General features: G+C 71.0%; 11 protein-coding genes. 4 read left to right on the forward strand and 7 right to left on the reverse strand.

All coding sequences use genetic code 11. From position 1 onward, the window contains the following. Positions 1-273: 273 nt before the first annotated feature. Positions 274-678, reverse strand: coding sequence for a DUF6294 family protein (locus tag ACFC1R_RS08575; RefSeq protein WP_375934797.1), 405 nt, complete (start codon positions 676-678; stop codon positions 274-276). Positions 679-1309: 631 nt separating this feature from the next. Here ACFC1R_RS08575 and ACFC1R_RS08580 point away from each other — a divergent pair. Then, positions 1310-1816: a carboxymuconolactone decarboxylase family protein gene (locus tag ACFC1R_RS08580; RefSeq protein ID WP_375934800.1), complete on the forward strand. Its 507-nt coding sequence runs from the start codon at positions 1310-1312 to the stop codon at positions 1814-1816. 29 nt (positions 1817-1845) lie between these two features. On the opposite strand, the gene ACFC1R_RS08585 is transcribed toward ACFC1R_RS08580, so the two are convergent. From ACFC1R_RS08585 to ACFC1R_RS08595, 3 genes are all read right to left on the reverse strand, one after another. Beyond that, the gene (locus tag ACFC1R_RS08585) at positions 1846-4359 is read right to left on the reverse strand and encodes an ATP-dependent Clp protease ATP-binding subunit (protein ID WP_375934802.1); all 2514 of its coding nucleotides are present in this window, start codon (positions 4357-4359) and stop codon (positions 1846-1848) included. A gap of 184 nt (positions 4360-4543) precedes the next feature. Next, positions 4544-5515 (reverse strand): 2-hydroxyacid dehydrogenase, encoded by a 972-nt coding sequence (locus ACFC1R_RS08590; protein ID WP_375934805.1) that lies wholly within the window; start codon positions 5513-5515, stop codon positions 4544-4546. Between the two features lie 211 nt (positions 5516-5726). After that, positions 5727-6923, reverse strand: coding sequence for a lactate 2-monooxygenase (locus ACFC1R_RS08595; protein WP_375934808.1), 1197 nt, complete (start codon positions 6921-6923; stop codon positions 5727-5729). Between the two features lie 365 nt (positions 6924-7288). Here ACFC1R_RS08595 and gcl point away from each other — a divergent pair, with 365 nt between their 5' ends. Further along, complete coding sequence (gene gcl, locus ACFC1R_RS08600; RefSeq protein ID WP_375934811.1) at positions 7289-9067, forward strand: glyoxylate carboligase; 1779 nt, start codon at positions 7289-7291, stop codon at positions 9065-9067. A gap of 138 nt (positions 9068-9205) precedes the next feature. On the opposite strand, the gene ACFC1R_RS08605 is transcribed toward gcl, so the two are convergent. The 3 genes from ACFC1R_RS08605 to ACFC1R_RS08615 form a co-directional block, all read right to left on the reverse strand. Further along, positions 9206-10297 (reverse strand): chitinase, encoded by a 1092-nt coding sequence (locus tag ACFC1R_RS08605; RefSeq protein ID WP_375934814.1) that lies wholly within the window; start codon positions 10295-10297, stop codon positions 9206-9208. 214 nt (positions 10298-10511) lie between these two features. Beyond that, on the reverse strand, positions 10512-10838 hold the full coding sequence (locus ACFC1R_RS08610; protein ID WP_375934817.1) for a DUF4190 domain-containing protein: 327 nt from the start codon (positions 10836-10838) through the stop codon (positions 10512-10514). Positions 10839-10877: 39 nt separating this feature from the next. Further along, positions 10878-11060, reverse strand: coding sequence for a hypothetical protein (locus ACFC1R_RS08615; protein WP_375934820.1), 183 nt, complete (start codon positions 11058-11060; stop codon positions 10878-10880). 143 nt (positions 11061-11203) lie between these two features. Here ACFC1R_RS08615 and ACFC1R_RS08620 point away from each other — a divergent pair, with 143 nt between their 5' ends. Then, positions 11204-11827 (forward strand): TetR family transcriptional regulator, encoded by a 624-nt coding sequence (locus ACFC1R_RS08620; RefSeq protein WP_375934823.1) that lies wholly within the window; start codon positions 11204-11206, stop codon positions 11825-11827. A 141-nt stretch (positions 11828-11968) separates the two neighbouring features. Next, complete coding sequence (locus tag ACFC1R_RS08625) at positions 11969-12838, forward strand: serine protease (protein ID WP_375934826.1); 870 nt, start codon at positions 11969-11971, stop codon at positions 12836-12838. The last annotated feature ends 48 nt before the right edge of the window (positions 12839-12886 follow it).

The following is a 12886-nucleotide window of genomic DNA, read 5'->3' on the forward strand; positions in this document are numbered from 1 at the left end:
GTCGTCGCCAGGGCCATCGGCTACTCCTGGGGGGATCTCGCCGGCGGGGACGTCTGCGGTCGCGGTGATGCCCTCGGACTCCGGGAGCGACTGCAGCCGTTCGATGACCGCAGCGTCTGTCGTCTCGAACCGGCCGCCGGTGAACTGGGCCCGGATGCTCTTGTCGTCCTGCAGTGCCAGGCCCGGGTACATGGAGCTGTGGAAGGTGGAAATCTTGGCTCTCCTTAGATCCTGTACCACCGGCGAACTGTCACCGCACATTCATCTGACGGGTCAGCAGTGATAGAACATTGTCACGCTCTGGACCAGGGGGAACAGCTGGACCGGGTAGCTGAGCGGGTTGAGCTGCCTGAATCGCGAAATGTAGTAGTCGGAATTTGAAATGACCATGTCGGGGCCGTCGAACTTCGGGATGCGGAAAAGATCGTTTCCATCTGCGCCGAGCAGGGCCAACGCTCTGATAATCCACACATCGTTGTGGCTGCTGATGGTGACGATCGCATCGAAGTCTGCGAGGCCATCCGACCAGAGGATCATCCTGGCGAATTTCAGAGTGCAATCTCCGGAGGTCAGTCGGCCCCAGGAGAAATCCCTCCGCCCCAGTTCGGCGAACTCGCGGGTTTCCTCCGCCGTGGCTTCGAACATCTTCGGGGAGCCCTCGCCGTTGCAATCGCACATGGCGCACCTCCCGTGAAATGGGCGTATTCTCCCCGACTGCCTCTTTCCGGTGCACTGTTGGTCCATGACGCGCCGCGAGAGCAGTCATTCCACTTTTGACATGGGGTGGTCCATGCCGCCACTTCGGTGTGTTGTCAGGCCGTCGCGTCAGGTCCTTGATCAGGCCGTGGCAGGTCTCGGCGCCGCACTCCGGGCCGGCCTCGCCGTAGATCATCCACTGGATCTCCAGCACGTCGGAGACGTCGGCGCGGGAGCGGGCGGTGCCGGTCGACGGTCTGCCACTCGAACTCGACGCTCCTGGTGCGGCTTGCCGCCGGACAGGCCGCGGTCGCGGACCGGAACGGTGTCTCGGTCGGCGTGACCGTGTACGGCTCACCGTGGTGGTTCGGCAGGCTGTAGGTCGCGCCCTGCCCGGAAACCGCAGCCACTGCGGACTCCTCTCATCAAGTAGCGCGGCCGTCGGCCTGCCCTACTCGGTGGGTGCCGCCAACCCGCGCAGGTGGCGGGTCTTCAGCGCGATCCCGGCCCGGCGCCGGGCCTCCCGGCAGTGAGTTCTCTCCATCGGTCACACTCCTGCGCCGTGATCTGTCAGAGCGGTGACAGCACGTTGAAGCCCGGAGGGAAGACGACGATGGAAGCACGTTCGATCACTGCTGAGGTGCCGATGGGTCCGCGGATGTCCCAGGACCCGCTGGAGCTCGTCCCCGAGCTGGCGGAGGTGTCGGCGGCACTGTTCAGGGCCACCGGCAACCGCTCGGTACCGCGGACCACGATCAGCCTGGTCCAGCTGCGGGCCGGCCAGATCGTCGGCAACACCTACCTGACCGTCCTGCACACGGGCTTTCTGCGCAAGGCCGGGGAGTCGGAGGAGCGGATCACCGCGGTGGCGTCCTGGCAGGACGCACCGTGCTTCAGCGGTGCCGAGCGTGCCGCGCTGGCTCTGGTGGAAGCCGTGCTCCAGCCGTCCGCACACGGCGAGCGGGTGTCCGACGAGCTGTACGCCCAGGTGTCCGAGCACTACGAGGAGAAGGCGCTCGCGACCTTGACCATCGCCATCGGACAGGTCGGCTTCTTCATCCCGATCGCCCTCATCGCCAAGCCGGTCCCCGGACGGGCGTTCACCGATCCATGGGCGTGAGACCGGCCGGGCTCCGCTGAAGGGCGCGGTCAGTCCGGCGCCGATGCCGGTGCCGACGCCGCCGGGCGGGCGAGGGAGACCGTGAGCTCGCCGTCCGCGACGTCGGCCCGCAGGGTGTCGCCCTCCCGGACGCTGCCGTCCAGCAGCAGGTTGGAGATCCGGTTGTCGAGCTCGGACTGGATGGTGCGGCGCAGCGGCCGGGCCCCGAACTCGGGCCGGTAGCCCTTGTCGACCAGCCACTGCCTGGCCTCCGGCGTGACCTCGAGGCCGATGTCCTGGGCCTTGAGCAGACGTTCGCTGCGGGCCAGCAGCAGGTCCACCACCGACAGCAGCTCCTCCCTGCCGAGGGCGTGGAAGACGATGATCTCGTCGATCCGGTTGAGGAACTCGGGCTTGAACTGGACGCGCAGGTCCCGCATCAGGTCCTCGCGGATCTCGTCCACCCGGCCCGAGTGGTCGAGGATCCGCTGGGAGCCGATGTTGCTGGTCATGATGACCACGGTGTTGCGGAAGTCGACGGTGCGGCCCTGGGCGTCGGTCAGCCGGCCGTCGTCCAGCACCTGGAGCAGGATGTTGAAGACATCGGGGTGCGCCTTCTCCACCTCGTCGAAGAGCAGCACGCTGTACGGCTTGCGGCGGACCGCCTCGGTGAGCTGGCCGGCCTCGTCGTAGCCGACGTAGCCGGGCGGGGAGCCGACCAGGCGGGAGACGGTGTGCTTCTCCTGGAACTCGCTCATGTCGAAGCGGATCATCCGGTCCGGGTCGCCGAAGAGCAACTCGGCCAGGGCCTTGGCGAGTTCGGTCTTCCCGACGCCGGTCGGGCCGAGGAAGAGGAAGCTGCCGGTGGGGCGCTGCGGGTCGCCCATGCCGGCCCGGCTGCGGCGGACCGCCTGGGCGACGGCGGTGACCGCCTCGTCCTGGCCGATGACCTTCCGGTGCAGGTGGTCCTCCAGCTTCAGCAACCGTTCGCGTTCGGTCTCGTTCAGCTGGGCGACCGGGATGCCGGTGCGGGCGGAGAGGACCTGGGCGATGTCGTCCACGGTCACCGCGACGACACCCTCGCGGTCCTCGGCGACTGCTGCCAACTCGTCCTCGACCTGGCGGAGTTCGGTCTTCAGGTTGGCGGCGCGGACGAAGTCCTCGTCGGCCACGGCCTCGTCCAGTTCACGGCGCAGCTTGGTGCGCCGGTCCTGGGCCTCGACGGTCTTGCCGCTGCCGGAGAGGCTGCGCAGCCGTACCCGGGCGCCGGCCTGGTCGAGCAGGTCGATGGCCTTGTCGGGCAGGAACCGGTCGCTGACGTAGCGGTCGGAGAGCGCGGCCGCGGCGTCCAGGGCCTCGTCGGAGAAGCGGACCTGGTGGTGCGCCTCGTAGGCGTCCCGGAGGCCGTGCAGGATCTGGACGGTCTCCTCGACCGACGGTTCGGGCACCAGGACGGGCTGGAAGCGGCGCTCCAGCGCGGCGTCCTTCTCGATGTGCCTGCGGTACTCGTCCAGGGTGGTCGCCCCGACCACGCTCAACTCGCCCCGGGCGAGGGCGGGTTTGAGGATGTTTCCGGCGTCCATCGAGCCTTCGCCGCCCGCTCCGGCGCCGACCACGGTGTGCAGTTCGTCCAGGAAGAGGATGACGCTCTGCTCGGCGGCGACCACCTCGTCGATGACGTTCTTCAGCCGCTCCTCGAAGTCGCCCCGGTACTTGGACCCTGCCACCAGGCCGGTCAGGTCGAGGCTGACGACGCGTCGGTCCGCGAGGTTCCTCGGGACGTCGCCGGAGACGATCCGCTGGGCCAGGCCCTCGACGATGGCGGTCTTGCCGACGCCGGGTTCGCCGATCAGGACCGGGTTGTTCTTGGTCCGGCGGGAGAGGATCTCGACGGTCTGCTCGATCTCCGCGGCCCGGCCCACCACCGGGTCCAGGCGGCCCGCGCGGGCCTGCTCGGTGAGGTCGCGGCCGTACTCGTCCAGGGTCGGTGTGTCGCTGCCGTCGGCGGTCGCCGCGGCCCGCTCGCCGCCGCTGCCCCGGCTCTCCAGGGCGCTGCGCAGCGCTCCCTCGGAGGGGGCCGCGTTGCGCAGGGCCTGGCCGGCGCCCGAGCGGTCCTCGCCGAACAGGGCGGCCAGGATGTGCTCGGGACCGATGTAGGAGGCGCCGGCGGCCTGCGAACGGGCGTGCGCCGCGAGCAGGGCGCGCTTGGCGGCGGGGGTGAGCGACGGCTCGCTGTCGGCGCGGCCCGCGGCGGCCCCGGCGGGGAGTGCCCCGTGCAGGTCCTCGGCGAGCCGGTCGGGGTCGACTCCGGCGCGCTCCAGCAGATGCCGGGACTGCTCCACCTGGGTGGCGGCCCAGAGCAGGTGGTCGGTGTCGAGGTCGCTGCTGCCGTCCTCGGTGGCCCGGTCGGAGGCGACCGCGAGCAGGGTCCTGGCGGAGTCGCTCAGCATCCGGCCGATCGGTACGCGCTGGACGGCGGGCGGGGAGGAGAGCGGGCTCATGCCGAAGAACCTGCTGAGCAGATCGGAGAACGGGTCGTCGGACCCGAACGGAGGCAGCGTCACGGGGGATCACCTCTCCCGGTGGGGAGTTCGTGGGACGGCCGGGGCCAATGCTGTCCACACAAACACACCGGTCCGGGCGCCGCCCGCCGAGTCGTACCGCAGGAGTCGGCCGCCGGGCCGCCCGTACGGCGCCCGGCCGGGGGTGAGGCGCGCCCGGCCGGGCGCGACGGCGCCGCCCCGCCGGTCAGGAGACGGCGTCGCGCGGTGGGCGGCCCGCCAGGTACTCGGTCACGTTCTGCACGGCGGCCAGCGCGATCCGGACGACGGTCTCCCTGGTGACCCCGCCGACGTGCGGGGACAGCACGACCCCGGGGGCGCGGAGCAGGCGCAGCCCGGCGGTCGGTGGTTCGGGGTCGAACACGTCCAGGCCGGCCCCGGCGAGCGCACCGGCGGCGAGGGCGTCGGCCAGCGCTTCCTGGTCGATCAGCGCGCCGCGCGCGGTGTTGACCACGAAGGCGGTGGGTTTGAGCAGGGCGAGCCGCTCGGCGTCGAGCAGATGGCGGGTCCGGTCGGTCAGCGGTGCGTGCAGCGAGACGTAGTCGCTGGTCCGCAGCAGTTCGTCGAGGTCCACCCGCCGTGCGCCGAGCCGTAGTTCGACCTCGGCGGGGGCGGGCCGGGGCCCCGCGTACTGGACCGTCATGTCGAACGCGGCCGCGCGCCGGGCGACTTCGCGGCCGATCGCGCCGAGGCCGACGATGCCCAGCATCCTGCCGGACAGTTCGGTGATGGACGGCTGCAGGCGGGGCAGCGCCCAGTCGGCCCGGGCGAGTGCGGTGTGGGCGGGGATCAACTGCTTGGCGAGGGCCAGCATCAGGGCGAAGGTCTGCTCGGCGACGTTCTTGCGTTCGGCGTCGCTGGAGCCGATGGTGCAGACCGTCACCCGCTGCCGCCGGGCCGCCGCCAGGTCGACGTAGTCGTAGCCGTGGCTGGCGCACTGGACCAGCTCCAGCTCGGGCGCGGCGGCGAGGTGCCCGGCGGTGACGGGGGACAGTGCGGTGATGATCGCGCGGGCCTGCCGCAGCGCCTGCGGGTCCTCCCCGGCCGCCTCCACCACGGTGACCCGGGCGTGTTCGGTGAGCAGGGCGGCGAGTGCGGTACCGGCCGCCCGGCCGCCCATGTGCGGCGGGACGACGGCGAGCACGTTCGGGACGGTCATACGGGATCCCTCCTGTCGTCGGACATGTGATCGGCCGTGCGGCGTCCCGGGGCACGGGGACCGCGCGGAGCGGAGGACAGCGGGCGGCGGAGGCCGTCGCACCACCCCCTCCCGGGGGGAGCGGGCCGCACCGAGGGGATGCCGCCGTCCCCGGTCCCGCCCGGTTCCCCGAGCCCGGGGCCGGGGAGCGGTGCTCCGGGCGGAGTGCCGCTCAGTCCGCGCGGCTCAGCGCCTGCGGGGTGAGCCCGGCGGCACGGGTGTGGCCGGCGAGGGCGAGGGTGAGGTCGAACTCGCTCAGCAGGGTCCGGATCACGTGCTCCACCCCGGCCTGCCCGTCGAGCCCGAGCCCGTACGCGTACGGGCGGCCGAGCAGGACCGCACGGGCGCCCAGCGCGAGCGCCTTGAAGACGTCGTCACCGGTGCGGATCCCGCTGTCGAACAGCACGTCGAGCCGGTCGCCGACCGCCGCGACCACACCGGGGAGGGCGTCGAGGGACCCGATCGCGCCGTTGACCTGCCGTCCGCCGTGGTTGGAGACCACCACCCCGTCCATGCCCGCGTCGGCGGCCTGCCGGGCGTCGTCGGGGTGCAGGACGCCCTTGAGCACGATCGGCCCGTCCCAGTGCTCGCGCAGGAAGGCCAGGTCGGCCCAGGTCTTCCCGGGGTCGGCGAACATCCCGACGAAGTGCAGCACGGCGGCGTCCCGGTCCTCGTCCACCGGTTTGGCCAGCCCGGCCAGGAACGCCGGGTCGCCGAAGTAGTTGGCGGTGCCGACGCCGCGCAGGAACGGCAGGTACGCCTGGTCGAGGTCGCGTGGACGCCAGGAGAGCAGCGGGGTGTCCAGGGTGACGAACAGCGCGCTGAAACCGGATGCCTTCGCCCGCCGCAGAAAGCTCCGGGTGACCTCGCGGTCCTTGCCCCAGTACAGCTGGAACCAGCGCTCGGCGTCCCCCATCGCGGCCGCCACCTGCTCCATCGGCGTGCTGGAGACGCTGGAGAGGATGTACGGGACGCCCTGCGCGGCGGCCGCGCGGGCGGCCGCGAGTTCGGCGTCGGGGTGCACGATCGACAGCACGCCGACCGGGGCCAGCGCCAGCGGGGCCGACAGGGTGGTCCCGAGCACCTCCACCGCCAGGTCGCGCGTGCTGACGTCCCGCAGCATCCGGGGCACGATCCGCCAGCGGTCGAGCGCGGCCCGGTTGGCCCGCTCGGTACGGCCGTTGCCCGCGCTGCCCGCGACGTACCCGACCGGTCCGGGGCCGAGCCGTTCGGTGGCCACGGCCTCCAGCCGGGTGAGGTCGGTCGGCATCCGGGGCACGGTGCCGGCGAGGCCGTTCAGGTAGATCTCGAACTGGTACGCCGACCGGTCCCGTGCCGCTCCACTGCCCCCACCGCTCCGCGAAGCCATTTCGAGCCCCTCCCTCGTGCCGCTGCCGGATGCGTCAGAGTCCATCACCCCGGCGGGCCCGAACTCCAGACCCGGGCGGCGATTTCCCGGCGCCGGACCCCTGACCCCCTCCGGCCGTGCGCCGGAGGGGACTTGGCGCCGGTGTCCCGAGCCGCACCCACCCTCTCGATGCCGCAGGACCGCCGAGCCCGCCGTCCCCGGCCGGGGCCTTCAGTCGGGCGCCCACCGGTCGAACACCTCTTGACGGGTGCGCGGGGGTCGGCTTACTTTGCTTTCGCATACCAAAACTATTATTCCGTATCGTGGAATAAGCGAATGGCGGAAGAGCCCCGACCACCACACCGGGCCGACGCAGGAGAAACCCGATGCCTCGTATGACAGCCGCCCGCGCGGCAGTGGAGATCCTCAAGCGCGAAGGCGTTGAGGTCGCGTTCGGCGTGCCGGGCGCTGCGATCAACCCCTTCTACGCCGCTCTCAAGGCCTCCGGCGGGATCAACCACACGCTGGCCCGCCACGTCGAGGGCGCGTCCCACATGGCCGAGGGCTACACCCGCACCAAGGCCGGGAACATCGGTGTCTGCATCGGCACTTCGGGTCCGGCGGGCACGGACATGATCACCGGCCTGTACTCGGCGATCGCCGACTCGATCCCGATCCTCTGCATCACCGGCCAGGCGCCGGTCGCCCGGCTCCACAAGGAGGACTTCCAGGCCGTCGACATCGCCTCGATCGCCAAGCCGGTCACCAAGGCGGCGACCACCGTGCTGGAGGCCGCGCAGGTCCCGGGCGTCTTCCAGCAGGCCTTCCACCTGATGCGCTCCGGCCGCCCCGGCCCGGTCCTGATCGACCTGCCGATCGACGTCCAGCTGACCGAGATCGAGTTCGATCCCAAGATGTACGAGCCGCTGCCGGTCTACAAGCCGTCCGCGACCCGCGCCCAGATCGAGAAGGCGATCGCCTTCCTGCAGGAGTCCGAGCGCCCGCTGATCGTCGCCGGCGGCGGCGTCATCAACGCGGACGCCGCCGAGCTGCTGGTCGAGTTCGCCGAGCTGACCGGTACGCCGGTCGTGCCGACCCTGATGGGCTGGGGCATCATCCCCGACGACCACGAGCTGAACGCCGGCATGGTCGGCCTCCAGACCTCGCACCGCTACGGCAACGCGACCCTGCTGGCCTCGGACTTCGTCCTCGGCATCGGCAACCGCTGGGCCAACCGCCACACCGGCGGACTCGACGTCTACACCGAGGGCCGCACGTTCGTCCACGTCGACATCGAGCCCACCCAGATCGGCAAGATCTTCGCGCCGGACCTGGGCATCGCCTCGGACGCCAAGGCCGCGCTGCAGCTGTTCGTCGAGGTGGCCGGGGAGCTCAAGGCGGCCGGTCGGCTGAAGGATCGCAGCGAGTGGGCCGCCGCCACCCAGGAGCGCCGGGCCACGCTCCAGCGGAAGACCAACTTCGACAACGTGCCGATCAAGCCGCAGCGCGTCTACCAGGAGATGAACCGCGCCTTCGGCCCGAAGACCCGCTACGTCACCACCATCGGCCTCTCCCAGATCGCCGGCGCGCAGATGCTGCACGTCTACAAGCCGCGCCACTGGATCAACTGCGGTCAGGCGGGCCCGCTCGGCTGGACCATCCCGGCCGCGCTGGGCGTCGCCACCGCCGACCCCGATGCCCAGGTCGTCGCCCTCTCCGGCGACTACGACTTCCAGTTCATGATCGAGGAGCTGGCCGTCGGTGCCCAGCACCGGATCCCGTACGTCCACGTGCTGGTGAACAACTCGTACCTGGGCCTGATCCGCCAGGCGCAGCGCAACTTCGACATCGACTTCCAGGTCAAGCTGGAGTTCGAGAACCTCAACTCCCCGGAGCTGGGCGTCTACGGCGTCGACCACGTCAAGGTCGCCGAGGGGCTGGGCTGCAAGGCGATCCGGGTCACCGAGCCGGACCAGCTGCTGCCGGCCTTCGAGGAGGCCAAGAAGCTGGCCGCCGAGTTCCGGGTCCCGGTCGTCGTCGAGGCGATCCTGGAGCGGGTCACCAACATCTCGATGGCCGGTGCCGACATCGACAAGGTGAACGAGTTCGAGGAGCTCGCCACCCGCCCGGGTGACGCCCCGACCGCGATCAGGCCGCTGGTCTGACCGACCCGCGGGACCGACCGCTCCGGGGCCCTTCCGCCGGGGGGCACCGGACCGGTCGAGCCGCTCGAACACCGGCCGCCCGGCCGGGGAGGGCCGTCTCCCCGGCCGGGCGGCCGTGTGCGCTGCGGGGCCGGGCCGTCAGCCGGTCCGCCAGCCACAGGTCCTGGCCATCCAGCTGGTGCAGTGCGAGGACAGCCAGTGCGGCGCCGCCGACGGCCGGTGCGGCCTGGTCCGGTTGAGGATGCGGGAGAAGTCGTGCGGGTTCTGCGGTGTGCCGCTGCAGTTGGCGGCGGTTACGCCGTGGGCGGGGCACGCCTTGTCACGGGTCGTCGACCAGTAGGCGATCAGCTGGATGCCCTTGTCCGCGGCGAACCCGGCCAGGGTGGCGGCGTCCGCCAGCGAGAAGACCTCGTTGGCGTGGTCGTTGACGCCGATCATCGGGGTGTTCCCCTGCATCCCCCAGAGCTCCTTGGCGCCCTTGGCCGGCCAGATCCCGGACATCTGCCGGTGCAGGCCCTCGGCGGCCGTGGTGGCGGTCTTGCCCATGTCGAAGTCGGGGCCGTAGTCCATGGTCATGATGTTGACCACGCCCACGTCGACGCCCTGGTCCCTGGCGTTCTCCAGCAGTGTGACGGCGTTGGGCGACAGGCCGTCGGGGTTGACCGGGAGGGTGTAGTGCACGGCCAGCCTGCGCCCGGCGGCCGCGTACTCCCGCTGGAGCTCGGCCAGCGCCTGGTTGCGGCGCTGGTTGGCCTCGGTGTTGTCCAGGGAGCCGCCCTCGATGTCGAAGTCGATCCTGGTCAGGTTGAGGCTGTCGACCACCCTGCGGTACTCCGCCTTCAGGGTCTCCACCGAGTCGCAGACCAGGGCGAGTTCTCTGCCGTTGCCGCCGCCGAACGAGGTGATGACGTCACCGCCGGCCGCCCGCAGGCCGTTCACGGCGGACTGCCAGCCCTTGTCGTCGACCGGGATGGTGCCGTCGAAGGCGCCGTGGCAGCTGCCGTTGCTGATCACGAACGCCAGAGTGAAGTACGTGAGTCCGGTGGCCCGGTGCAGCTCGGTCAGCTTCTCGGCCGACCGCCAGGTCTCCAGGTAGGGGGCGGTGTAGTGGGCGGGGAACCCCGGGCCGGGGACGGCTGCGGCGTGTGCGGGGGAGGCGGTGGCGAGCAGGGTTCCGGCCGTCAGGGCGATCGGTGCAAGGGTCGGAGCCAGGCGGAGGGGGCTGAGCATCGGGCGTCCTCGTGGTCGGACCGGACGGGGGCCGGCCGCACGGAGGTCTGCCGCTCCGTGGCTGCCCGAGGCTGCTGTCCCGTCGATCAGTTGATCATGTGCTCATATGTGTGAGAGCCGTACCGGGACAGAGTATTGACGCCTGGTCCTGACGGATACTCGAACCGCGACCGGGGGTGAATGCTTCGCCCGTTCGGTCCACGCGCAGACGGGGTCAGGCCCCGAGCTGCCAGATGGTGCCGTGACCGGCCAGTACGGTCGCCGCGAGGACGGCCAGATCGGCGAGGCCGAGCGCCAGTCCGAGCAGGGCGCGGCCCCGGCGGCGGGTCTGCCGGGCCAGCGCGAGGGCGGCGAGGGTCGCGGCGAGCGGGCCGAGCACCAGGTTGAAGACCAGCAGGCCGAGCAGGCCGAGGATGAACGAGGCGACGGCCATCTGGTCGGCGTTCTCGACGCGTTCGGTGCGCCGGGTGCTCCGGTCGCCCTCGGTGCGGTCGGTGTCCCGGGCGGCTGTGGTCGGACGCTGGATGCTGAGCTGGTTCATGGCAGGACTCCTGGGGGAGCGGCGCGGTGTCTCGGGCTGTCAGTTCCGGTGCGCACGCGCGAGGCCGGACCGGGCGGTGCGGGTGCGGGCGAGGTGCTCACGGGCGGCGAAGGTGAGCAGCCAGGCGGCGATCGCGGCGGAGGCGGTCAGGAAGACCGGGAGCGAGGTGTGGATGGCGGCCCCGGCCAGGAGGCCCATGACGACGATGACGGCGAGGAGCACGGTCAGCCCTTCACGTTGGTCGGCGGCGCCGGAACCGGGGTCCGGGATCCGGCGGGCTCGGCGAACATTTGGGCTAACAAGTGTTCGCCGACTTCTCCACTCTACGCTGGCGCGAGTCAGCAAACAGTTGTTTACTGAATGATGTGAGTCACACCGTGGGGGTCAGACAGGCCCAGAAGCAGCAGAGCCGCCGCGCCCTCCTCGATGCGGGCCTGCACCTGTTGGAGCATCAGAACCTCAGCGGCCTCGGCGTGCGCGAGGTCACCCGTGCGGCGGGCATGTCGCCGGCCGGGTTCTATCGGCACTTCCGGGACCTGGCCGAGCTCGGGGTGGTCCTGGTGGAGGAGTCGCTGGCCAGCCTGCACGGGATGATCCGGGGCGCGCTGGCCGAGCAGGGTGAGGCCGGGGAGTTGATCGACCGTACGGTCGAGCTGATCGCCGGGCACGTCCGGGAGCACCGGGCCCACGTCCGCTTCCTGGCCCGCGAGCGGCACGGCGGGGTGCAGCCCGTGCGGGCGGCGATCGCCGCCGAGCTGGTGCGGTTCGCCGACGAGGTCGCCGCGGCGCTCGGGGCGCAGCCGGAGTCGGCGGGCTGGAGCGCGGCCGACGTGCGGATGCTCGCGGAGCTGTACGTCGACCACATGGTGGCGACCGCCGTCGCCTTCCTCGATGCGGACGGACCCGAGGCCCAGGAGCGGATCGCCGGTACGGCGCGGACCCAGCTGCGACTGATCAGCGTGGGCCGTCGGCACTGGCGCGACGTCTGACGGGGGTTCGGCCGACGGCTGGCGGCCCGGTGCGATCCCGTGCATCCTGACGGTCCGACAGTACTTGCTTGCTTTCTTCGTATTGACAACTCAACATGCCCACGCCAATTTTGGAGGACCCCCACACCGAGAGGCACTCTCATGAAGAAGCCGCTCATCGGCGCGTCCTCCGCGCTCCTGCTGGCCGGGGCGACCGCCCTGGCCGGTGCCCTGCCCGCCTCGGCCGCGACCGCCGCGCCGACCGCCCCCACCACGACCTCGGCCAAGGCCCCCGCCGTGACGGTGGACTTCTCCGGGACGGTGGCGCTCAGCGACTGTTCCGGCTCGCTGGTGCGGATGCCCAACTCCGTGGACACCGACCCGGCTCTGATCCTGACCAACGGGCACTGCCTCGAAACCGGGATGCCCGGCCCGGGCGAGGTGATCGTCAACCAGTCGTCCAGTCGCAGCTTCACCCTGCTGAGCTCCACCGGCGGCAGACTCGGCACGTTGCGGGCCAGCAAGGTCGTCTACAGCACCATGACCGACACGGACGTGACCTTCTACCAGCTCAACACCACCTACTCGTCGATCAAGTCCCGTTACGGCATCAGCCCGTTGACGATGTCGACGACCCATCCGGTCGCGGGCGCCGGGATCAAGGTGGTCTCCGGCTACTGGAAGAAGACCTACTCCTGCAACATCGACGGCTTCGTCTACCGCCTCAAGGAGGGTGACTGGACCTGGAAGGACTCCGTCCGGTACACCCCCAGCTGCAACACCATCGGCGGCACCTCGGGCTCGCCCGTGGTCGACACCGGCACCGGGCAGCTCGTCGCGGTCAACAACACCGGCAACGAGGACGGTGAGACCTGCACCGTCGACAACCCGTGCGAGGTCGACGAGAACGGAAAGGTGACGGTACGCCAGGGCATCAACTACGCCGAGGAGACCTACACCATCCCGTCCTGCTTCGCCGCCGGGAACCGGCTGGACCTCACGCTGCCGTCCTGCACGCTGCCGCAGCCGTAGCCTCCGCAGAGCGCGACGCGCGCCGGACGGGCCGCCCGCGGGCGGCCC

This window comes from Kitasatospora sp. NPDC056138, from assembly GCF_042264695.1.
In the GTDB taxonomy this organism is placed as follows: domain Bacteria; phylum Actinomycetota; class Actinomycetes; order Streptomycetales; family Streptomycetaceae; genus Kitasatospora.

Bases quoted from the DNA above. Each gene is read 5' to 3' on its own strand.
- ACFC1R_RS08575 (WP_375934797.1), bottom strand. From the start codon at position 678: ATGTGCGATTGCAACGGCGAGGGCTCCCCGAAGATGTTCGAAGCCACG.
- ACFC1R_RS08580 (WP_375934800.1), top strand. From the start codon at position 1,310: ATGGAAGCACGTTCGATCACTGCTGAGGTGCCGATGGGTCCGCGGATG.
- ACFC1R_RS08590 (WP_375934805.1), bottom strand. From the start codon at position 5,515: ATGACCGTCCCGAACGTGCTCGCCGTCGTCCCGCCGCACATGGGCGGC.
- ACFC1R_RS08595 (WP_375934808.1), bottom strand. From the start codon at position 6,923: ATGGCTTCGCGGAGCGGTGGGGGCAGTGGAGCGGCACGGGACCGGTCG.
- gcl (WP_375934811.1), top strand. From the start codon at position 7,289: ATGCCTCGTATGACAGCCGCCCGCGCGGCAGTGGAGATCCTCAAGCGC.
- ACFC1R_RS08605 (WP_375934814.1), bottom strand. From the start codon at position 10,297: ATGCTCAGCCCCCTCCGCCTGGCTCCGACCCTTGCACCGATCGCCCTG.
- ACFC1R_RS08610 (WP_375934817.1), bottom strand. From the start codon at position 10,838: ATGAACCAGCTCAGCATCCAGCGTCCGACCACAGCCGCCCGGGACACC.
- ACFC1R_RS08625 (WP_375934826.1), top strand. From the start codon at position 11,969: ATGAAGAAGCCGCTCATCGGCGCGTCCTCCGCGCTCCTGCTGGCCGGG.